Source organism: Salinimicrobium flavum (assembly GCF_042684505.1).
Lineage (GTDB): Bacteria > Bacteroidota > Bacteroidia > Flavobacteriales > Flavobacteriaceae > Salinimicrobium > Salinimicrobium flavum.
On sequence record NZ_JBHULT010000010.1, the window covers coordinates 118,197 to 139,942 of the forward strand.

Here is a 21,746-nt window from a genome sequence, read left to right on the forward strand (position 1 = left end):
TCTTTGCCAACTAAATTTAGAGTATGCTTACGATTGGTGAATACCATGTTTTAAAGATCGACAGAGACACAGAACCTGGATTGTTTCTAAAGGATGATGAGGGAAATGAAGTCTTGCTTCCCAACAAATATAAACCCACCTCTTTTGAGATAGGCGATGAGATCGAGGTTTTCGTGTACCTGGATCACGAGGAAAGGCCGGTTGCCACAACGCTTAAACCTTTCATCAAGCTCGATGAATTTGGATATCTTAAATGTGTGGAGGTATCTGATATAGGAGCCTTTTTAGACTGGGGTCTTGAAAAACACCTTTTCGTACCCTTTAAGGAACAGGTTACAAAAATGCGAAAAGGGGACAAATATTTAGTTTTTTGTTACCTCGACGAACTTACCGGCAGACTTGTAGCTTCAAGCAAAACAAATGCTTTTCTTGATAATTCCCAGTTGACGGTTGAACCGTTCGAGGAAGTTAACCTCATTGTAAGTAACCCAACCGAACTGGGCTGGAATGTGATCATTAATGAAATTCACCAGGGGCTGCTTTACAAGGATGATGTATTCCAAAAATTACATACAGGGGACAAATTGACCGGTTTCATTAAAAAGACCAGACCTGACGGAAAAATCGATGTTACCCTGCAAAGACCCGGTTACCGAAGTATTGAACCCAACGCCCAGGAAATTCTGACCCACCTGGAACTTAAAGGAGGCTATATAGGGCTCACAGATAAATCTTCTCCAGATGAGATACAGAACCAGCTGCAAATGAGCAAAAAGAGCTTTAAAAGGGCTATAGGTAATCTTTACAAGCAACGAATGGTAGATATTAAAGATGACGGCATTTACCTCAGGAAAGGGGAGTAGGAATAAGGGGAAATATAGCTCCTCCCGGTATAAGGTGAATAATTGCCAGTAAATAATCCGGCCCGCATCTCTTTGTAGGCCGGAATTTTTGTTTTTCCGGTATAGATGTCGTAGTTGGAGCCTCTGTCATGAACCCTGACCTGGTTGGTGATCTGAATAAAACCTGCTTCGGTCTTACCCAGGTAAGGCATGGGAGATTCGAGTTCAATATAAGAACTTTCCTGCTCATACCTTGTTCGCTCCATCATAGCGACCAGGTTCACTTCCCTTTTTACCTCCTTTTTAAATATAACTTCAGTAAGGGTGAAATTTCCTTCAGGAATCTGAGGTGCGAGGTATGAAAGACTCGGCCTAACCTCAAGAGTTCCAATATAGAAACCTTCCCCTGTAGCGAGTTCCTGGGAAAACCCTGCAAGGGAAAATAAAAGAAAAGTAATAATAAGAAAGGCTCTTTTCATGAAGCTAAATTTACGGACTTTAAAATCAAAAATCGTACAAAAAAATCAGAGCGGAAAAGAATCCCTAAAAAATCAGGTATTTTGAAGGGAATGAAATCTTTTAAAAGGCCTATTTTTACGTAAAATTATGTCACATGAATAAACCTGATTATAAAACTGCTAAAGAATACGAAGATATCACGTATAAAAAATGCAATGGGGTGGCGAGGATCGCTTTCAACCGTCCAGATGTTCGCAATGCCTTCAGGCCAAAAACCACCAAAGAACTTTATGATGCCTTTTATGATGCGCAGGAAGATACCTCTATTGGCGTCGTATTACTTTCTGCGGAAGGACCCTCTTCCAAAGACGGGGTATATTCCTTTTGCAGTGGTGGAGATCAAAAAGCACGTGGCCATCAAGGCTATGTAGGAGATGACGGGATGCACCGTCTAAATATTTTGGAAGTACAGCGCCTGATACGTTTTATGCCAAAAGCGGTCATCGCGGTTGTACCGGGATGGGCAGTAGGAGGAGGGCACAGCCTCCATGTGGTTTGTGATCTTACCTTAGCCAGTAAAGAGCACGCCATCTTCAAACAAACCGATGCCGATGTAACGAGTTTTGACGGTGGGTACGGTTCCGCTTATCTGGCCAAAATGGTGGGCCAGAAAAAGGCACGGGAGATCTTCTTTTTAGGAAGAAATTATTCTGCGCAGGAAGCCTTTGAAATGGGAATGGTCAACGCGGTCATCCCACATGACGAGCTGGAAGATACTGCTTATGAATGGGCACAGGAGATCCTTGCTAAATCGCCTACTTCCATCAAGATGCTGAAATTTGCCATGAACCTGACTGATGACGGAATGGTAGGACAGCAGGTTTTTGCGGGAGAAGCGACAAGACTGGCTTACATGACCGATGAAGCCAAAGAAGGCCGAAATGCCTTTTTGGAGAAAAGAAAACCAAATTTTGAAAAGAAGTGGATCCCGTAAGCCCCGAGAAATTTTCAAATCTTCAGGTAGAAGTAGCTTCCCTTCCCCGGTATGAGGAAGCAGAGCTGTCTTCCCTGGATAGAAAATATTTACTCAAACTTCATATTAGAACTACCATCTCCCTGCTTTTCTTTACGGCAGGACTTGTAGCGGGATATTTTTTTCTTCAGAATAACCTGAATTATTTTGTTGGAGGTTTCGTTCTGCTCCTGGTTCTTTTTGGGTGGTCCTATTATGTCAATTTTCAATTGATGAAAAGGAACGGATATGCTCTCAGGCAGCTGGATATTATCTTCAGGAGCGGGTATTTGTTTGAAAAGACAACCGTAGTGCCTTTTAACAGGGTACAGCACGTTTCGGTGGAAAGATCTTTCACAGATAAATTACTAAAGCTTTCTACGCTTAAGATTTATACAGCGGGAGGTGCCGGCAGTGACATAAGCATTCCGGGCTTATTACCCCAAACAGCGACTTCTTTAAAAGAAGAGATCTCAGTGAGAATTGCCGATCATGTCTGACTTTGATTTCTCTCAACCCCAGCGGCAATCCAAGACAGGCCTGGTGCTGATCTTTGCCGCCACAGTGTACAATTTTTTCAGGGCTGGTTGGGTCGTCATCCTTGCCATACTTGCAGGACGTAATTCTCCTAAGCTCACGTCTCTTTTAATTCTGGGAGGGATCTTGCTGTTGTTGCTGGGCCTTGGATACAGTATAATCTATTACCTGAGGTTCAGGTTTCATATAGATGAAAAGAACAGGGAGTTTGTGGTGGAAAAGGGCGTGTTATCTTCAGATGTGGTGGTTATTCCCTTTAACAAGATTCAGCAGGTCAAGTTTAAACGAAATATACTTCAGAGAATCTTAAACGTGTCCAGTGTGGTTGTGGAAACCGCCGGTAGCCAGGGAAAGGAAGTAGAGATCAAGGCACTTTCACAGGAAGCCGCAGATGTCCTTGCAGACCGCTTAATGAGCTTGTCCCAAAAAGTAAAAAGAACAGAAGAAGACGGTATTGAAACAGAAGAAGCCGGGGAGAGTTTTTTAGGTACTCCCGAGTGGCAGCATAAGGTTAGCCTTTTTACCCTTGTAAAATTGGGACTAACCTCCAATTACCTTCGCGGAGTTGCTCTTATTATTGCTTTTTATTTTACGCTTCGGCAGGAGTTCAGGCTGGAAGATACCTTACCCGCCGGTGTACCGAAGGAACAATTGCTGGGCACAGGTTCCCTGATCTTCATTCTGTTTTTGCTCTTTATAGGTATGGTGATCACTGTAGGAGAGACCGTAATAAAATATTACGATCTTAATTTAAAAAAGTTCAGTGACTCATTACAGGTAGAAATGGGGTTGCGGAACAACGTTAAAGTTAATATTAAAGCTAACCGTATCCAGGTGATGGAGGTTGTGACCAATCCGCTTCAGAAGAAGCTGGATCTGTATAAACTCAAATTGTCATTAGCCAGCAGTGAGAATGAATTGGGAAAAAGCCACATCAGGATCCCGGGGATCCCTCCCGATATTGTAGCGGAAATAAAGAAGTATTTTTTCAAGACCCAGGTTACCGAGAAATTATATTTCCTCCCTAACCAATTGTATCTGGCCCGAAGAATATCCCGTGGTATGATCCCGGCAGTTGTGGGAATTGGCCTGGTTTTTTTCTTCAGGGAATATGTTTCCCTGGCTTATGCAGGAATACTCCTAAGTGTGTATTTGGTATTAATGACCGTGTATAATTACTTTTACTATAAAAGTTTAAGGTTATCTGTTTCTGATGACTTTCTGGTCAAACATTCCGGTTTATGGATAAAGAAGGAACAATACCTGGAAATTTACCGGTTACAATCAGTCTCAGTACGGCAACCTTTATGGTACAAGAACAGGGGAGTAGTAAACCTTACTTTTCATTCTGCGGGCGGAGATCTTAATTTTTACGTGGTTAAGACCGAAGAGGTTCGTCCCTTACTTAATTTTGTCTTGTACAAAATAGAATCCACTACCGACCCATGGATGTAAAAAATTGATTTTCAGAATGTTAATTGGGAATTTGATGATAGTCTGTTTTGTATCTTTGAAGGAAGATACTTAACCTCATTTCCCATGAAATTTTTGCACGATATATTCCTCTTCACAGTTGTTCCGGTCATACTATTTTCCTGTAGTTTGGAAACATTTAATGATAATTTAGAAGAGAAAGGGGAGAATGGATATACTTTTTCAGAAAGCAGGAAACAATGGAAAAAGCTTAAGGGGAAAAATGGAAACTCTTATGAGTATGTTATGCTGGAACAGTCATTTACCGGCTTTGGAAGTGAAACAACCATTACGGTCAAAAAGGGGAAAGTGATCTCCCGCGTCTTTCACACCTTCATCATTTCTGATGAGGATGGGACAAAAACGCTGACTTTTGTTTATTCTGAAGACAGGGAAAGTTTGGGCACTCATGAAGAAGGAGCCTTGCCGGTAACCATTGATGAGTTGTATAAGACCTGTCTTTCCCAATATCTCATTGCAGATCCTGAAACAAATACGGTATATTTTGATACGAATGAGGAGGGCGTGATCTCCCTGTGTGGTTACGTGCCTGTTGGATGCCAGGATGATTGCTTTACGGGAATTACCATAAGTTCCTTTAACTGGATCTCCCGAAAGTAGGTTTCGGGGAAAAACAGATTATATTTGATTACAAAATAAAACGGCTGCACATTTGTGCAACCGTTTAGGTATTTATATTATTTCTGATTATCTGAATTTACCTCAGCTTCGGAAATTTCTTAGGAGCTGATTCATGCATGATCTCATAGACCTTTTCAAAGATATCCTCTATAGAAGGCTTTGAGAAATAATCTCCATCTGTTCCGTAGGCAGGACGATGGTCCCGGGACGCAAGAGTATGGGGTTTACTGTCCAGATATCTCCAGGCATTTTGCTTTTCAAGAACATTTTGAAGTATATAAGCCGAAGCACCTCCCTGCACATCTTCATCGATCACCAGAAGGCGATTGGTCTTTTCCACACTCTTTACAATATCCTGGTTTAGATCTAAGGGGAGTAAGGATTGTACATCTATAACCTCGGCATCTATTCCGACTTCCTGAAGTTCCTTTGCAGCCTGCTCTACCAATCGAAGGGTAGAACCATAAGACACCAGCGTAATATCACTTCCTTCTTTAAGGGTTTCAACTACACCGATAGGGGTTTTGAATTCCCCCAGGTTATTAGGAAGCTTCTCCTTAAGTCGATAGCCGTTAAGTGATTCTATAATGAGGGCCGGTTCATCACTTTCCAACAGCGTATTGTAAAAACCTGCGGCTTTTGTCATATTCCGTGGAACAAGAATATGGATTCCGCGCAACAGGTGAACGATGCCTCCCATTGGCGAACCACTGTGCCATATACCTTCCAGCCTGTGTCCCCGGGTCCTTATGATAAGGGGTGCTTTTTGTTTTCCGGCAGTACGGTATTGCAGGGTGGCAAGATCATCACTCATGATCTGAAGGGCATACAGCAGGTAATCCAGGTACTGTATCTCTGCAATGGGACGCAGGCCTCTCATGGCCATTCCTATACCCTGGCCCAGGATGGTTGCTTCCCTGATCCCGGTATCGGAAACCCGAAGCTCACCATATTTTTTCTGCAGGCCTTCCAGCCCCTGGTTCACATCTCCTATTTCACCGGTATCCTCACCAAAAATAAGGGTTTCGGGATATTTTTCAAAGATCTTGTCAAAGTTTTCCCTTAACACCAATCTGCCGTCAACATCTTCAGCATTATCATCATACTCAGGTTCTATAGCTTCAATATTCAGGGCATTATATTTTGATTCACTATAGAGGTGACTGCTGTATTGGGGTTGGGTTTCTGTAGTAAAGGTGTTGATCCAGTTGATCAATTCATTTTTCGCCTCAGAGTCCTCTCCTATGAGATATCTCAACGCCTTTCTGGCAGTAGTAAGAAGGTCCTTTTTTAAAGGTTCCCTATTTTTTGAGAGCTCCCTGGCAAGTTGGTGAATAAAAGTTTTATTGGCGCTTGAGGCGGCAGCTTTCTCAAGCAGCGGCAAGACCTGTGAGTGTTTTTGCTTTACCGGGGAAACATGGGCTTCCCAGGCTGCCTTTTTACCGTCACGAACCTGCTTTTTAATGTCTTTTTCAATGTCATGTAGTTCCTCTTCTGAAGCAATATTACCCGAGATTAGCCATTCACGCATCTTTACGTTACAATCGTGTTCTCTTTCCCACTGTAGGCGATCTTCATCCTTATACCGCTCGTGGGAGCCGGAGGTTGAATGCCCCTGGGGCTGGGTTAACTGTTGCACGTGGATCAAGACCGGGGTATGATCTTTACGGGCAATTTTACTCGCCTTTTCATAAGTTTCTATGAGGGCAGGGTAATCCCACCCGTTAACTGTGAAGATCTCATACCCGTTATTTTTATCGTCATCTTTCTGAAAGCCTTTCAGGACTTCAGAGATGTTCTCTTTGGTCGTTTGGTGACGTGCATGTACCGAGATCCCGTAATCATCATCCCACACACTCATTACCATGGGTACCTGCAATACTCCCGCCGCATTAATGGTCTCCCAGAACAAACCTTCACTGGTACTTGCATTTCCAATGGTTCCCCATGCTATTTCATTCCCGTTTTTGGAAAATTTCTCACCGTCTATACCTTCAACATTTCTGTAGATCTTCGATGCCTGGGCAAGTCCCAATAACCTGGGCATTTGGCCTGCTGTGGGGGAGATGTCTGCACTTGAATTCTTCTGGGTGGTAAGATTCTTCCAGGTTCCGTTTTCCTGCAAGCTGTGGGTCGCAAAGTGACCACCCATTTGTCTACCTGCAGAACTAGGTTCCTGATCGATATCTGTAGTAGCGTATAAGCCTGCAAAGAATTGTTGGATATTTAAAGCTCCTATGGCCATCATGAAAGTCTGGTCACGGTAGTATCCCGATCTGAAATCCCCGTTTTTGAACACTTTTGCCCATGCCAGCTGCGGCACTTCTTTTCCATCCCCAAAGATCCCGAACTTTGCCTTACCGGTCAAAACTTCCCTTCTTCCCAGAAGGCTGCACTCCCGGCTGGTGACCGCAAGTTTGTAATCTTCAATTACCCGGGCCTTAAAATCTTCAAAAGAAATGGCACTTTTTGAGGAGGTTTCACTTTGCATAAAAACAGTTTTTTTAATCTGCACAAATGTAAAGAAAAGTGAGGTTATTTACAATTCAAAATTTTGCTGATAAATTATATTTTTCGGAAAGAAAGTCACTTTTTTATGAAAATTCTATATTGGAATCTTAAAACCCTGATTTTCTTTAAAAAAGCAGTAAAAATAAACGGAAGGTTCGAAGGGAATTTCTTAAAACCATTCTCTTGAAAAGATTCCCACCAAAGTGCGAATATCCAGGGTAGCTATAAAGCGTATCTTTTGATCATAATTTCCTCCTGAAAATTCCCAGCCTTCACTGGAATAGACGGGTAGGAACAGTTCGAAATAATCATTAATAATACTTAACCTGATCCCGGAATCATACAGGAATTTGGCATCAGCATATTTATTCTTTACAAGCCCGGCATCCCCATAGGCAAAGATCCATTTCCAGATAGTAATACTTCCGTTAACGGTGGAGATCCACTGGTTAGCAAATTCCGGTTGTAACATTGATTTAAAACCACCTTCGGCCATAATTATCTGCTGACTGAAAATTCCGCTGGTTTCACTTCTTCCGTAGTAATTATAGTCGTAGAGGTAATCTGTAGGGCGATCTAAGGCAAAACTGAAATAATCTGAGTCTGGCATATCATTATAAAGGAAAGCTCCGCCAAAGAACCTTATATTGAGTTGGCGGTCATTTTCAAGTAATTTGCGGTACTCCAATGTAAAGGACGATTTACTGAACTGTTCAGAAACCTGAAAGTCAACATTACCTGCCACATGCTCTACTAATCCGGGATTACTGTAAGAATAATTGATGTTAAAAACGCTGTAATCTGGTACTTCTAAAGGATTCAAAGGATTCTGGTCCCTGAAGACGTTCACATTCCTTACACTAATATATTCTTTACGACTGTTGCGCATTATCCCGTTTCTGAAGGACATGATAAGGTAGGGAGTGAACCTTTCATAAAACAGGTTATAGCCATAGGAGAACCTGCTGCCCGTAGCGCCGTAGCGAAGGGAATACAAGTCTTCATCCTGGAAGAATATTTCGTGGGTAAAGCCCGCACCTCCTACTATGGTTTGGCTGTTTAATCCGTAAAGAGGTGCAAATTTGAATTCAAAATTCTTTTTAAGCAAGGTGCCGTTATAGAGTTTTGTTCCAAGGGAGAGTCCGTCATAAAGGTTGTATTGAACTTCGGGCATAAAAAAGAGTTGGGTATATCTTGGGTTCTCCACATCCTTGAATAGTTTGAACTGTAATGGTTTGTTCATTAAGCCGCCCACAGTACGGTAATTGTTTCGTTGATTAAGCTCTGGTACTTCACCTTCAAAATTCACTACTACTGTCTTCACTCTTTCTGCAGGGATCTTTACCGTTGCCGTACGGTTTACATTCTCCACCCAGGTCTTGTAAATGATCTTGTTATCGTTGATTCCATAAACTGGAACCGGCATACCATTTTCTGTTTTATTTCGAAGGGTTACCCTCAGGGAATCCCCATCTTTTTTTACCCTTTTAATTTTGAAATCGATCTTTTCATTGGTCTCTACATAATCCTTGAAAAACCAGGTGATGTCCTTCCCTGCATTTTTTCGTAGAAGGGCTTTAAAATCCTCTCCGGTTACAGATCTTAATTTGTAGGTTTCGTAAAATTGTTTTATAGTAACAGGTATTGTCTCATCTTCCAGGAAATGTTCCAGATACTTAAAACCTACCCCGGCTTTATAAGGATTCGCAAGATTCTTGTTGAATTTAATGAGCGAATCCTGCGGTGTCGAAAGTGCCTGATCAAGGTTCCTGCGGGCCATATACAGGTAGAGCAGTGGGTATTGATCATTAAATTCCAGATCTGCAGCATGGAACCAGCGTATACCTATTTTTTCACTGAGGCTTCCCAACACTTTAAGATCAGGATAATTCTCGTTGATGTATTCCATCATCAGATAAATTTGGATCCCGTCATAGATCCATTTTTCTTCCCGACGGTTCAACATTAGAGTGTTTTCCAGGTAATTCTCTGTGAGGGTCTTGAACTGTTTAAGATCGTAGTTAAAACCTTCGGGAAACGGCCTCAGGAACCTGGGTAACTGGTTTAAGCCATAAATAGGATTGGCAGCATATTCTTCCCGGGTAGAAAGGATCTTTTTATGTGGATAAGAACCCAGATTCTCTTCCAAAAATTTTATAATCCTTTTAACGACCATTGATTTTATCACCGGGCTAAGACCATCGTCATCCATATTGGTAAATACATGAAGACTATCTGTCTCAATGTCTTCAAAAACGAAATTATCTGTAAGATACAGTTCGGTTTCCAGGCGCTCACTACCCTTGAGGAAGACGGTTTTTGTGCCGTTGAGAATTTCGGTATTTTCTACCTCATAAGAGGTAATGGGGGCAAAACGGGTGGGCACTGTAAGTTCTATATCAAGTTCCAGCTTGGGAATGTACTGGTCATTCATATTCTTGTGACTGTAAACCTGCCATCCATTATTATAAACCCCGGGAGTCAAAAACCAGTATCTTAACTGATAACTTCCGCGGTTGGAATAACCGAATCTGGTGAAATCCTCACTGGGTATTTTGACGCTGTAATTTAAGTTAAGAATATATTTTTCCCCCGGGAGCACTGGTATAATTGGAGTGATCTTTATAAGATCTGGATGATTTAAAGGCCTTTCCCATTGCAGCTCCTTAAAATTTTGGTCTGAAATGGAATTTACCTCGGTAGAGCCTCTCTTCTCTTCCCGCGCAAAGTGAAAATCACGGTCATAATCTTCATAAAAGCGACGGGCCAGGGGGGTTCTTTTATCAGAAAAAGCATTCACCCAGTCATTCAAATAGATCTCCTGCAGGGTGTCCTGGCTTAAATTACGGTACTCCAGGGTCTGCTGTATGTAAATGGACTTTACAGAGTCATTCAGCACAGCTTTAAAAGAGGTAGCGTGCTGGCCATAAGAATTCCCGTAAAGGACCATAAAGAATATTCCGAAAAGGAGCTTTTTAGCCAAGGTGTATTGCAGGTAGAGAGGAGTTGGACAATTAATTATTTCACCGGGTGAATATATTATTTTACATATAAATATACGTTTCTTTAGTAATAATTTAGGTTTTTGAATGAAGGTATTTTAAGCTATACCTGGTTTTGCCTGCCTGAAAAAAGAAAAGCGGAACCTACGAAAAGTTCCGCTGTGTTATTTAAACTTATCCAGTTATTAAAAATTAGGGCTAAGGTTGTACTCTTCGTAAAATTTATCGAGTATCTCGATCACTTCTTCTGCAGAATCAACAACCTGCACAATATCCATGTCGCCTGCACTAATGTTCTGGAAATTATCGAGCAGGGTAGCGCGCACCCAGTCAATCAAACCTCCCCAGAAATCCCTTCCTACAAGAATGATTGGGAATTTATCGATCTTATTGGTTTGTATCAGGGTGATTGCTTCAAAGAGTTCATCCAGTGTTCCAAAACCACCCGGCATTACCACGAATCCCTGGGAGTATTTGACGAACATTACCTTCCTGACGAAGAAATAATCGAAGTTTATATTCTTGTCATTGTCTATATATGGATTGTCGTGCTGTTCAAATGGCAGGTGGATATTTAAACCTACAGAAGTACCGCCTGCAAGGTGAGCACCCTTATTTCCTGCTTCCATTACACCGGGGCCACCCCCGGTTATGATCCCATAACCATGATCAACGATCTTTTTGGCAACTTCTTCGGTGAGTTTATAGAATTTATGATCTGGTTTGGTTCGTGCCGATCCAAAAATGGATACACAGGGGCCAATCTGACTTAATTTTTCATATCCGTTGACAAATTCCCCCATGATCTTAAAAATCGCCCAGGAGTCATTTGTTTTTATTTCATTCCAGCTTTTATTCCTTGTTTCGGTTCTCATATATCTATTTCAAATTGCCGCTAAATTAGTTCTTTTTTAAGAAACTGTGCGGTATAGCTTTTCTTGTGTTTCGCTACTTCCTCGGGGGTTCCTGTAGCAACTACCTCCCCTCCGTTCTTTCCTCCTTCATAACCAATGTCAATGATATAATCGGCGAGTTTGACCACGTCAAGATTGTGTTCTATGATCACTACGGTATTCCCTTTATTGGTCAATTTATTGAGTACCTCCATTAAAACCCTTATGTCCTCAAAATGCAGTCCTGTTGTAGGTTCATCCAGGATATAAAATGTATTACCGGTGTCCCTTTTTGAAAGTTCAGTGGCCAGTTTAATGCGTTGGGCTTCCCCTCCCGAGAGAGTAGTGCTTTGCTGACCCAGGGTTATGTACCCGAGACCTACATCCTTAATGGTTTTTAATTTCCGGAATATCTTCGGAATATTCTCAAAGAACAAGGTGGCTTCATTAATGGTCATTTCAAGCACATCTGAAATTGACTTGCCCTTATAGCGTACCTCCAAAGTTTCACGGTTGAAACGTTTCCCCTGGCAGGTCTCACATTCCACGTATACATCGGGCAGGAAATTCATTTCGATCACCCTAAGGCCACCTCCCTTACAGGTCTCACATCTTCCGCCTTTTACGTTAAAGCTGAATCTTCCCGGTTTGTAGCCCCTTATCATGGCCTCGGGGGTTTTTGCAAACAAATTACGTACTTCAGAAAATACCCCGGTATAGGTAGCGGGATTTGAGCGCGGCGTTCTGCCAATTGGGGTCTGGTTGATATCAATTACCTTATCAATATGCTCCAGACCTTTGATCCTGGTGTAGGGCATTGGTTTTTTTACTCCGTTGAAATAATGGGCATTCATGATAGGATAAAGGGTCTCATTAATAAGGGTAGATTTTCCGCTTCCGGAAACTCCTGTTACCGCTATCATTTTTCCTAGCGGAAAGGTAACCGAAACATTTTTGAGATTATTCCCTGTGGCACCCAGGAGTTGAATACTTTTCCCGTTTCCCTTCCGGCGTTTCTTCGGAACTTCAATTTTCATCGTTCCGTTAAGATAATTGGCCGTTATGGTATTGTGTTTTTTGATCTCTTCAGGCGTCCCTTCGCTAATGATCTCCCCACCGTGTCTTCCGGCTTCAGGACCTATGTCAATCACATGGTCTGCACGTTCTATCATTTCCTTGTCATGTTCTACCACAATTACTGAATTCCCCAGATTCCGAAGAGATATAAGGGAATTGATCAATTTTTCGTTATCGCGTTGGTGCAATCCAATACTCGGCTCATCCAGAATATAAAGCACCCCCACCAACTGTGAACCAATTTGCGTTGCAAGTCTTATTCGCTGTGCTTCTCCCCCGGAGAGGGTTTTAGAGCCGCGGTTAAGGGAAAGATAGTTGAGACCCACATCAATAAGGAACTGAAGCCTTACGCTGATCTCCTTGATCACTTCGGAAGCGATCTTCTTCTGTTTTTCTGATAGTTCGGGTTCCAGTTCCCGAAACCATTTGGCAAGGTCAACGATATCTTTTTGAGCAAGATCTGCAATACTCTTTTCATTGATCTTAAAATAGAGGGATTCTTTCTTTAACCGGCTGCCGTTACATTCAGGACAAACGATCTTATCCATATATTCTTTAGCCCACCTGCGCAGGGAGGTAGAATCATTATTGGTATAGGTCTCCTCAATAAAACTGGCAACCCCTTCAAAATCTATTTTAAAGTCCCTGGTGATCCCCAGGGTCCTGGATTCCTTGGTGAACTTCTCCTTACCGCCATAGAGGATCATTTCCAGTGCTTCCTGCGGAATGTCTTTTATGGGGTCATTCAAACTGAAGTCAAAACGTTCTGCGATCAATTCCAGTTGCTTAAAGATCCAGTTCTTCTTTTGGGGGCCGTGAGGGGCAAGAGCGCCCTTTTTGATACTTAAGGAAGTATTGGGGATGATCTTATCGGGGTTCACCTTGTGAAGGGTGCCAATACCATTACAAACCGGGCAGGCCCCTTTTGGGGAATTAAAGGAGAAATTGTTGGGTTCAGGGTTGGGATAAGAGATTCCGGTTGTGGGGCACATCAGGTTTCGGCTGAAGTATTTCATTTCACCGGAATCCTGGTTGAGGATCATTAAGACATCATCCCCATGGTACATTGCAGTCTTTATACTTTCACTTAGCCTGGTACCGGTTTCTTTTTCTGAGCCTATCTTTAAACGATCCACTATGATTTCAATATCATGGGTCTTATAACGGTCCAGCTTCATACCTTTTACGATATCCCGAACCTCTCCGTCTACGCGTACCTTTACAAAGCCCTGCTTTGCGATGTGTTCAAAAAGTTCCCGGTAATGACCTTTGCGGGACCTAACCACAGGAGCAAGAATATTAACCCGCTGATCGCCGAATTTTTCAATGATCAGGGATTTAATCTGATCATCGCCGTAACTAACCATTTTCTCGCCGGTATTGTAGCTGTAGGCATCACTGGCCCGGGCGAAGAGCAGGCGCAGGAAATCGTAGATCTCTGTAATAGTGCCCACGGTACTGCGGGGACTTTTGCTGGTAGTTTTTTGCTCAATGGCGATCACAGGGGAGAGTCCGTCTATTTTATCTACATCTGGCCTCTCCAGGCCTCCAAGGAATTGACGTGCATACGCAGAAAAGGTCTCTATATAGCGGCGCTGTCCTTCTGCATAAATGGTGTCAAACGCCAGGGAAGATTTTCCCGAGCCGGAGAGTCCGGTAATGACCACCAGTTTCTCCCGGGGAATTCTAACATCTATGTTCTTCAGATTATGGACGCGCGCACCTAAAATCTCAATGTAATCTTCAGTAAGTGCCATAAATTTTTTCAAGAGGGCAAAGGTACTGAAACTGCATTAATTAAGAAAGGGACGGGGTGGTGTTAAACTATTGAAAACGTTTCTTACAAATCCAAAAATTATTCCGCCTAATTTTATCTTAATAATACCGTTTAAAGATGAAATTTTTCATAATTAAACATAAAATGATAGATAATATTCAATTTTAACTATTTAATTGTCAGAGTAATACCACACAAAATTAGCTTTCTTTTAGAACTAGAACTAATATCTTTATGCTTGTAATCAAAGGGTTATACTGCGGTTGCGACCTGTACGAATCAATTTGCTGAACAGAAGAGTGTAAGACCTTTTCTTACAACAGAAAAAGTACAAACTTAAGGATGAAAATGGAAAAGAAACAATTACTCCTAATTACTAAAAATGACGACCTCTCTGCAAACACAGAGAATGAAGCCTGTCCTTATTATGAAATTACCCGCGTCAAAAGTATTCATGCCGGTTATCCTTTAGCTTTAAGTTATCTGCCAGATGTCATTCTTATTGATCATTCTTCCCTTGGTGAAGAATGCCTGCGCAACCTCAAAAATTTTAAATCCACTCATTTTTTAAATAAAAGTTTTCTTTTTCTCTATGGAAGGAGAGAAGAGAAACCTGTACTTGATAAGAAATATAAGGACCAGGTGGACGGGATCTTATATGATAACAGATCTTACCATTCCATAATTAAAGAAATAGAGGAGACTATCAATGCAAAGAGATGTCTTACCAATTACTGGAAAGATTCCTTTATGGGCCTGTTTAATCTTCTGGGTAATCCGGTAGTGTTACTTCAGGATGACAAGATCATAGCGATGAATGATGCCTTCAAAAATGACTTCTTCGTATCCAGGAACAACCAGGTAAGATTGACAGACCTGGTTACAGAAGGGAATAAATTAAAGGTGAAAGAAACCCTGAGAAAATTTGTCAAAGGAAAACATATGAAAGCGACCACCAAAACCTCCCTGCTTATGAACGGGAAGTTACGGGAGGCCAGGATCACCTTTTCCAAATTAGACAAAGCATTGAGCGGGCAGATGGTAATGATGATCAATTTCAGCAATAATGAAACTCCTTTGAAAAAGGAAATTGGATCATCTTCTTTAGAAACAGAGAATTATTTCTCCGGCAATGATAAAAATAATATTGAAGATCACGGTTTCACCAAACGCGAAAAAGAAGTGATCACTTTGTTATGTAAGGGGTATAAGACCAGGGAGATCTCAGAAGCTCTTTGCATTTCAGCCAAAACCATTGAAAAACACAGATCAAATATAATACGAAGAACAAATTCAGGAACTATAGTAGAAAGTATAGTTTATGCCTTAAACCATAATATGATTGAAGTGTAAATGATTAAAAATAAGGGTTTTCCCCCATTGTAAGGGGTTCAGATAAATCCTACATTTAAAGGTGATTGTCAGAAATTATGATAAGTAGTAAAGTGGCCAGGGGCTGTTTTTTAAAGAGTATTTATTAACCATTTTATATATAGTATTTATTAACCATTCTAAATTTTTATTAATCAAAACCTTTTCAATTATGAAGAAAATTAATTTGTTACTGGCGTGCTTCGCAATGTTCGCGCTTGTGTTCACATCCTGTACCAAGGATGATGCTACCGGGGATAATTCCGGCGAGAAAGCTACGTTGTCTTTTGGGGCAATCGTAAATGACCTGGCAAATAAGTCTACCAACAAACAATCTGATGTTGACGACCTTCCTGTATGTTCAGATGATACTCCTTTTTATGTAGAGATCGTCCTTCTTCAGGGAGAAGAAGCTATAGTAGGTGAAACCGGTGCTCCTCAACGTATTGATCTTGTTGCAGGACAGGTATTTACTGAAGAAGATCCACTACTTGAACTGGATCCAGGTACTTATACCCTTGATCATTTTGCCGTATATAACGAAGGCGGAACCCTTATTTGGTTAGCTCCAAAAGGAGGTGTTTTAGCCGAGTTTGTTGATAATCCATTACCTCTTAATATCAGCCTTGGGGCCGGAGTTAAGAAGTATGTAGATGTTTCTGTACTATGCTTTGATGACCGTGACGTAAATGAGTATGGTTACCTGTTCTTTGAATTTGATAAGACTGAGGCTTTCAAATTCTGCTTCTTTGCCAACTACTGCCCACCTGAAGATAACGGCAAACACAAGACCGCTAACTATAGTGTGAACATTTGGCTGGGTACAGACAATACAGGTACTCCACTTTATACCAATGAATCTCCTGTAACAAGTGTAAATGCTGACGGAGATTATACAGCAGCCACTACATGTTTTCCTCTTCCTGTAAATGATGATCTTGACGAACCATACCTGTATTATGAAGTTACTCTTCTTGACTGGCCAGGAAACTATGGTACTGTAGCTCCTAATACAGTTAAATCCGGTGTGTTAACCGCTCAGGATGTGATGGATAACTTTGTTGGAGAAGATGATGTGGACTATGAACACCTAAGATTTGGATGTGATGACGATACGACTCCACCTATGGATTCTGATAATGACGGAGTTATTGATGATAATGACGATTGTCCTGACACTCCTGCCGGAACAGAAGTTGACAGTGACGGTTGTCCTGTTAATGGAGGAGACCAGGATTCTGATGAAGATGGAGTTCTAGATTCTATTGACGAGTGTGATAATACTCCAGTTGGAGCAACTGTAAATGAAGTAGGTTGTCCTGATAGCGATGGAGATGGAGTATTTGACAATATAGACAACTGTGATGATACACCATCGGGAGTTGAAGTAGATGCTAATGGATGTCCTGTTGGTGGAAATGGTTGTGTTGACCTACCAGCCCCTTGTGAACTAGACGTTCCTTCTGAACTTGAGGAATATTGTTTTGAAACGTACGTTCAGGAAGCAGACAGTAATGGATGGATCACAATAAACAGTGCAGCTGAATTCGACTTATATTATGATGAAGGGGTAGTTGCTGAAGTCTTATCAGAAGTTTCAATTACGTTAAACGGAAGTGCAGTTAATGTGACCCTGGACTCTCCAATTGCAGACCAGGATAGAATTACTGCCTACGCTATTGAAATTCGTCCAAGTGAGGATGGTACAATGAGTACAACTTGTTGGGAATCACAATGTGCTAATGTAACAGGTGAGGACCAGTTTGGACCTATTGTTAACGTATTTGAGGAATTTGAATATTCATATCCTTTCTATGTTAGGGTAAGCACCATCAGCTGTTTTACACCTGACGTTACTCCAGGTGGATAATTAAACCTGAGATAATTTTCAAGATAAAGCCGTCTAAATAATATTTAGACGGCTTTTTTATTACTTTTTTCTCGTTCGTCTCAAATGGAATATTAAAAATGTTTCTATGAAGCTTTGCAACCTCTTTTTCGAATCCTAAAGATTTCACCCATTTTCTCTAAAGATCAACTTTTTGTGGTCATTCTTCACTTCCATCTCATTCTTCTCAAGTAGGTAGGTATTACTTTTTCTCTGGTGAGACTAATCAAATTTTCCTGAAACTGAATAAAAATTTCTGGTTAGTCCTACAATGATATTTAGATCTTTATAAATTTTTTCCTAGATCAGGTAAACCTCTCAGGTAAGGCCAATTAATATAATTTTAGTTAATTTGTAGGAAAATTCGCCTATAAGTCTTTAGCTCTCAAAGTGTTAAAGTTTCCAAAAGGACTATTAAAATAATATTAATTTATATTTTTACCTCGTCAAAAAGAATTACGGAAAAAACCCATTTTTTTAAATAAAGAAACAATTTAACCTTAAAAAATACATCAAGAAACAGATAGTAGATAGAAAATAAACCTCCGGCCCCAAACAGACATTTGACCTTTGTAGTTAAAATTATACTAAAATAGATTTTGGCACAGTTATTACAAGAGTAACTGCAGAGAAAAGAAATTAAGATTTTCTTTTGTTTTTGAAAGCTTTTATTTAACGAAAAAACTGACGTCATCGAAACATTAAAAAATTCAAATAGCAGTGTAATTCCCAAAATTACAATGTTAGAAAAAGCAGAAAACCTACTTATGAAAAAATTAAAATTTATCTATTTACTACCGGCGATAGCTCTATTTGCTTCATGTAGTAAAGACAATCCCAACGAATTAGAAGAGATCAACGGTACTGAACCTGCCGTAGAAATGGTAGAAACCGAAGCAATGGCCGAAGTAGCCAATGAAAATGCTCCGGGTAATATCAGCGAAGTTTATTTTGGAGGACATAAGATCCCTGTAGAAGATTTTAACGGAGATTATGTATACCAGGGCGATATTCTTCTACCACCAGATATGGTTTCCCAGCAAGAAGTTAAAATGATCTACGAAAAAGGGGAAACTCCACCTGCCAATAAAAGTGTAGGACGTACTTCCGGAAGATGGCCTAATAATACTGTGTATTACGCTATTGACGGGAATCTTGACAACAAAGCAAGAGTTACTGATGCCATCAAACACTGGGAGTCTAAAACGAATATTAAATTCGTTCAAAGAACTTCTCAATCCAACTATGTATATTTTGTTAGCGGTTCCGGTTGTTCTTCCTATATAGGGATGATTGGTGGAAAGCAAAATATAACCCTTTCAAGTAGTTGTTCTACGGGGAACACTATTCACGAGATAGGTCACGCTATTGGCCTTTGGCATGAGCAGAGCCGTGTAGATCGTGAAAATTTTGTTACCATCAACTATAATAATATTCAGAGTGGAAGAGAGCACAATTTCTATACTTATGCCAAGCAGGGTATGGATGGTAACGAGTACACCAGTTCTCTTGATTTCGGATCGATCATGATGTACGGTTCTTATTCCTTCTCAAGTAACGGACAACCTACCATTACTAAAAAAGATGGAAGCACTTTCAATATCCAGCGAAGCGGACTATCTTCAGGGGATGTAACGGGAATTAACAACATGTATCCTTATAGTTCCGGGGGCGGTACGACAACCGAACCATTATATGTGAATGGGAATACCTATGTTGTGTATGGTGTGACTGTTTACCGTTATGCTGACAAATGGTATTGGTATTCGCGTACAAGCGGATGGAGAGAGGTATTTACCAGAGGCGGATACTGGTTCTTTGCCTAACCTCAAAAAGATTTCAAATAAAAAAAGCCCGGCTGCCTGCCGGGTTTTTTTATGCTTAAAACCCAGCTGCAGCGTCGTCTCCTCGGGGATCGGCCCCACCTTCAAGCAGCCCGTTATCCAATCTGAGGATAGCATCTACCTTCCCTAAGATCCGGGAATTCCTTTCATTTACTTCATAATTCTTACTACGCAGACTTTCTAACAATTTTTGATTAAAGGATGCAGGTTCAAAAACGATCTCATCAGGCAGCCATTGGTGATGAAACCTTGGTGCAGTCACTGCTTCCTGCATTCCCATATCAAATTCAACCACGTTCAGGATGGTCTGTAGCACCGAAGTAATGATGGTAGAACCACCCGGAGAGCCAACAGCCATTAGGAATTTCCCGTCTTTCTCTACAATGGTAGGAGTCATGGAGCTAAGCATGCGCTTTCCGGGTTCAATTGCATTTGCCTCGGCGCCAATTAGTCCGAACATATTGGGAACGCCCGGCTTAGCGCTAAAATCATCCATCTCATTGTTCAGGAAGAAACCCAGCTCTGGCACATATAGTTTTGAGCCGTAGGCCCCGTTGAGCGTGGTAGTGACAGATACTGCGTTGCCTTGATTGTCTACGATAGAGTAATGGGTGGTTTCCATATGTTCATACCCGGGAACATACCCGTGGTCGATCTCTGAAGAAGGGGTCGCGCGGTCAAATGAGAAGTCTTTCATCCTGTTGTGTAAATATTCCACACTTGTGAGGAACGGGGTGGGGATTTCCACAAAATCGGGATCTCCCAGAAAATAACTTCTGTCGGCATAGGCTCTTCTTTCTGCTTCGGTCAGGACCTGGATGGTTCGTAATGAATTGTGACCAAATTCTTTTAAGGGAAAAGGTTCGGCCATTTTCATTATTTGAGCCAGTACAATTCCCCCGCTGGAAGGAGGCGACATGGAAATTATGTTGTGGTCCCGGTAATGGAAAACCACGGGTTCCCTCCATACAGCCTCATAGCCCGCCATGTCTTCCGAAGTAATTATTCCACCGTTCTCCTGTATGTGATTTACAATTTTTAAGGCTATTTCTCCTTTATAGAACACTTCCCTTCCCCCGGGTGAAGAAAGATCCCTTAGGGTCGCTGCAAGGGCTTTGTTTCTAATGGTATCCCCCGGCTGATAGGGTAGGGCGAAAAGTATGGTATCTTTATTTACCTCAAGGAACAGGTCACGATAACCTTCGAAATTTTTCCGCTGATTTTCTGTAATGACAAATCCATTATTTGCCAGTTGAATTACCGGCGCCAGGATCTCTTCCATGGGCAGCGACCCAAATTTTTCATGTACGGCAAATATTCCGGCAACAGTTCCGGGGACCCCTACGGCCAATCCTCCAATACGGCTTCGGTCCTGGTCAACTTCTCCTGTTTCCGTCAGATACATGTCACGGGTAGCTTTCATGGGGGCTTTTTCACGATAATCAAGTGCCCCGATTTCCCCGTCAGCCTTCCGGTAGACCATAAATCCTCCGCCGCCAAGGTTTCCCGCAAAGGGATAAACCACCGCCAGTGCCATCTCGGTTGCGATCATAGCATCAAAAGCATTTCCGCCGGACCGGATGATGGAAAGTCCTATTTTCGAAGCTTCTTCCCGAGCAGAGACTACCATGGCGTGCTCGGCCGTTACTCCTATGATGGTTTCATGAGAAGCTTCTGTAGTGGGGGTTGTTTTACAGGAAAGCTGAAGGGCCAGGAATCCCAGAAGTAATATTCTTTTCATAAGTAGATTTTAGATTATTGAAGTTCTTTGATTTTTTGTTGGGAATATTCAAGAAGTTCCGGAAAGAAAGTTTTAAAATCCTGGCCAAACTCCGCGTAAAATTCACGAAGCTCATTCACAGCCTCATCCATTTTTGAGCGCTTTTTAGTTCTCAGGTTCATTTGGTGGAGGATCTTACTTATTCCTGTAATGCTTGAATAGCTAAGTAGCCAGTTCTCCTCGACCATATAAGGCATGAATCGTTGTATGGGAGCCGGAAGGATGGAAAAGTTCTTTTGGAGGAGTCGGTAGAACCCGGCAATATAGTCCTCCAATGCTACATTGGAATATTCCTCCCAGTTTGCCGCAAGAAAATGGTCGTAGAATATATCTATGATCACGGGACTGTAATGCCCGTAGTTCTTGTGTAACCGGGAAGTGCTGTTTCGCACAACAGGGTGAGTATCTGTAAAAGAATCAATCGCCCTATGCAGCAAAATCCCTTTTTGAATGCCGGCCGGATAATTCAGGTATTTTTTGCCCTTAATGGAGTCCGCAATAAAATTCCCAATGATAAGATCTTCATTTGTTCCGGAAAGGTATATATGGGCCAGAAAATTCATTCAGGCTAAGGTAATAATTTGAGTGTTTAATATTTGTTAACTTTTGTAACTGCTTCAGAAGCCTTGTATATTTGT

15 protein-coding genes are annotated in these 21,746 nt (G+C 41.5%); 8 read left to right on the forward strand and 7 right to left on the reverse strand.

All coding sequences use genetic code 11. The features are described 5' to 3' along the window. Nucleotides 1-23: 23 nt before the first annotated feature. The gene (locus ACFSTG_RS11335; protein WP_380752710.1) at nt 24-863 is read left to right on the forward strand and encodes a CvfB family protein; all 840 of its coding nucleotides are present in this window, start codon (nt 24-26) and stop codon (nt 861-863) included. Here ACFSTG_RS11335 and ACFSTG_RS11340 read toward each other — a convergent pair. Continuing rightward, nucleotides 842-1,321, reverse strand: coding sequence for a hypothetical protein (locus ACFSTG_RS11340; protein ID WP_380752713.1), 480 nt, complete (start codon nt 1,319-1,321; stop codon nt 842-844). The two genes, ACFSTG_RS11335 and ACFSTG_RS11340, sit on opposite strands and share 22 nt — an antisense overlap. 134 nt (nt 1,322-1,455) lie before the next feature. Between ACFSTG_RS11340 and ACFSTG_RS11345 the strand changes: the two genes are divergently transcribed. The 4 genes from ACFSTG_RS11345 (at nt 1,456) to ACFSTG_RS11360 (ending at nt 4,944) form a co-directional block, all read left to right on the forward strand. Continuing rightward, the gene (locus ACFSTG_RS11345) at nt 1,456-2,295 is read left to right on the forward strand and encodes a 1,4-dihydroxy-2-naphthoyl-CoA synthase (protein WP_380752716.1); all 840 of its coding nucleotides are present in this window, start codon (nt 1,456-1,458) and stop codon (nt 2,293-2,295) included. Continuing rightward, nucleotides 2,283-2,813 carry a PH domain-containing protein gene (locus ACFSTG_RS11350; protein ID WP_380752719.1) on the forward strand — a complete coding sequence of 177 codons (531 nt, stop codon included), beginning with the start codon at nt 2,283-2,285 and terminating at the stop codon, nt 2,811-2,813. The genes ACFSTG_RS11345 and ACFSTG_RS11350 overlap by 13 nt, the downstream gene beginning before the upstream one ends. Continuing rightward, entirely contained in the window at nt 2,806-4,305 is a 1,500-nt protein-coding gene (locus ACFSTG_RS11355) for a PH domain-containing protein (protein WP_380752722.1), read from the forward strand. The genes ACFSTG_RS11350 and ACFSTG_RS11355 overlap by 8 nt, the downstream gene beginning before the upstream one ends. Before the next feature lie 84 nt (nt 4,306-4,389). Beyond that, nucleotides 4,390-4,944, forward strand: a complete 555-nt coding sequence (locus ACFSTG_RS11360) for a hypothetical protein (protein ID WP_380752725.1) — start codon at nt 4,390-4,392, stop codon at nt 4,942-4,944. Nucleotides 4,945-5,041: 97 nt separating this feature from the next. Here ACFSTG_RS11360 and ACFSTG_RS11365 read toward each other — a convergent pair whose 3' ends face one another. The 4 genes from ACFSTG_RS11365 to uvrA all read right to left on the reverse strand — a co-directional run bounded on the left by ACFSTG_RS11365 (nt 5,042) and on the right by uvrA (nt 14,205). Continuing rightward, the gene (locus ACFSTG_RS11365; RefSeq protein ID WP_380752728.1) at nt 5,042-7,456 is read right to left on the reverse strand and encodes an alpha-ketoacid dehydrogenase subunit alpha/beta; all 2,415 of its coding nucleotides are present in this window, start codon (nt 7,454-7,456) and stop codon (nt 5,042-5,044) included. A 189-nt stretch (nt 7,457-7,645) separates the two neighbouring features. After that, on the reverse strand, nt 7,646-10,459 hold the full coding sequence (locus tag ACFSTG_RS11370) for a metalloprotease (protein WP_380752731.1): 2,814 nt from the start codon (nt 10,457-10,459) through the stop codon (nt 7,646-7,648). A 204-nt stretch (nt 10,460-10,663) separates the two neighbouring features. Then, nucleotides 10,664-11,353 (reverse strand): LOG family protein, encoded by a 690-nt coding sequence (locus ACFSTG_RS11375; protein ID WP_380752734.1) that lies wholly within the window; start codon nt 11,351-11,353, stop codon nt 10,664-10,666. Between the two features lie 20 nt (nt 11,354-11,373). Beyond that, nucleotides 11,374-14,205, reverse strand: coding sequence for an excinuclease ABC subunit UvrA (gene uvrA / locus ACFSTG_RS11380; protein ID WP_380752737.1), 2,832 nt, complete (start codon nt 14,203-14,205; stop codon nt 11,374-11,376). 368 nt (nt 14,206-14,573) lie between these two features. On the opposite strand from uvrA, the gene ACFSTG_RS11385 reads away from it, so the two are divergent. The 3 genes from ACFSTG_RS11385 to ACFSTG_RS11395 all read left to right on the forward strand — a co-directional run bounded on the left by ACFSTG_RS11385 (nt 14,574) and on the right by ACFSTG_RS11395 (nt 19,310). After that, complete coding sequence (locus ACFSTG_RS11385; RefSeq protein WP_380752740.1) at nt 14,574-15,578, forward strand: response regulator transcription factor; 1,005 nt, start codon at nt 14,574-14,576, stop codon at nt 15,576-15,578. A 190-nt stretch (nt 15,579-15,768) separates the two neighbouring features. Next, a complete protein-coding gene (locus ACFSTG_RS11390; protein ID WP_380752743.1) occupies nt 15,769-17,466 on the forward strand; it encodes a hypothetical protein in 1,698 nt (565 codons plus the stop codon). 785 nt (nt 17,467-18,251) lie between these two features. Then, complete coding sequence (locus ACFSTG_RS11395; RefSeq protein ID WP_380752746.1) at nt 18,252-19,310, forward strand: M12 family metallopeptidase; 1,059 nt, start codon at nt 18,252-18,254, stop codon at nt 19,308-19,310. A 55-nt stretch (nt 19,311-19,365) separates the two neighbouring features. Here the strand turns inward: ACFSTG_RS11395 and ggt are convergent, their stop codons facing one another. Both ggt and ACFSTG_RS11405 read right to left on the reverse strand, forming a co-directional pair. Beyond that, entirely contained in the window at nt 19,366-21,069 is a 1,704-nt protein-coding gene (gene ggt, locus ACFSTG_RS11400) for a gamma-glutamyltransferase (RefSeq protein WP_380752749.1), read from the reverse strand. 14 nt (nt 21,070-21,083) lie between these two features. Next, nucleotides 21,084-21,671, reverse strand: coding sequence for an acyl carrier protein phosphodiesterase (locus tag ACFSTG_RS11405; RefSeq protein ID WP_380752752.1), 588 nt, complete (start codon nt 21,669-21,671; stop codon nt 21,084-21,086). Nucleotides 21,672-21,746 lie beyond the last annotated feature (75 nt).

Excerpts from the sequence above, each read along its gene's own strand:
- ACFSTG_RS11395 (WP_380752746.1), top strand. The coding sequence starts at position 18,252 with ATGAAAAAATTAAAATTTATCTATTTACTACCGGCGATAGCTCTATTT.
- ACFSTG_RS11360 (WP_380752725.1), top strand. The coding sequence starts at position 4,390 with ATGAAATTTTTGCACGATATATTCCTCTTCACAGTTGTTCCGGTCATA.
- ggt (WP_380752749.1), bottom strand. The coding sequence starts at position 21,069 with ATGAAAAGAATATTACTTCTGGGATTCCTGGCCCTTCAGCTTTCCTGT.
- ACFSTG_RS11340 (WP_380752713.1), bottom strand. The coding sequence starts at position 1,321 with ATGAAAAGAGCCTTTCTTATTATTACTTTTCTTTTATTTTCCCTTGCA.
- ACFSTG_RS11385 (WP_380752740.1), top strand. The coding sequence starts at position 14,574 with ATGGAAAAGAAACAATTACTCCTAATTACTAAAAATGACGACCTCTCT.
- ACFSTG_RS11390 (WP_380752743.1), top strand. The coding sequence starts at position 15,769 with ATGAAGAAAATTAATTTGTTACTGGCGTGCTTCGCAATGTTCGCGCTT.
- ACFSTG_RS11365 (WP_380752728.1), bottom strand. The coding sequence starts at position 7,456 with ATGCAAAGTGAAACCTCCTCAAAAAGTGCCATTTCTTTTGAAGATTTT.
- ACFSTG_RS11335 (WP_380752710.1), top strand. The coding sequence starts at position 24 with ATGCTTACGATTGGTGAATACCATGTTTTAAAGATCGACAGAGACACA.
- ACFSTG_RS11355 (WP_380752722.1), top strand. The coding sequence starts at position 2,806 with ATGTCTGACTTTGATTTCTCTCAACCCCAGCGGCAATCCAAGACAGGC.
- ACFSTG_RS11375 (WP_380752734.1), bottom strand. The coding sequence starts at position 11,353 with ATGAGAACCGAAACAAGGAATAAAAGCTGGAATGAAATAAAAACAAAT.
- ACFSTG_RS11405 (WP_380752752.1), bottom strand. The coding sequence starts at position 21,671 with ATGAATTTTCTGGCCCATATATACCTTTCCGGAACAAATGAAGATCTT.
- uvrA (WP_380752737.1), bottom strand. The coding sequence starts at position 14,205 with ATGGCACTTACTGAAGATTACATTGAGATTTTAGGTGCGCGCGTCCAT.
- ACFSTG_RS11345 (WP_380752716.1), top strand. The coding sequence starts at position 1,456 with ATGAATAAACCTGATTATAAAACTGCTAAAGAATACGAAGATATCACG.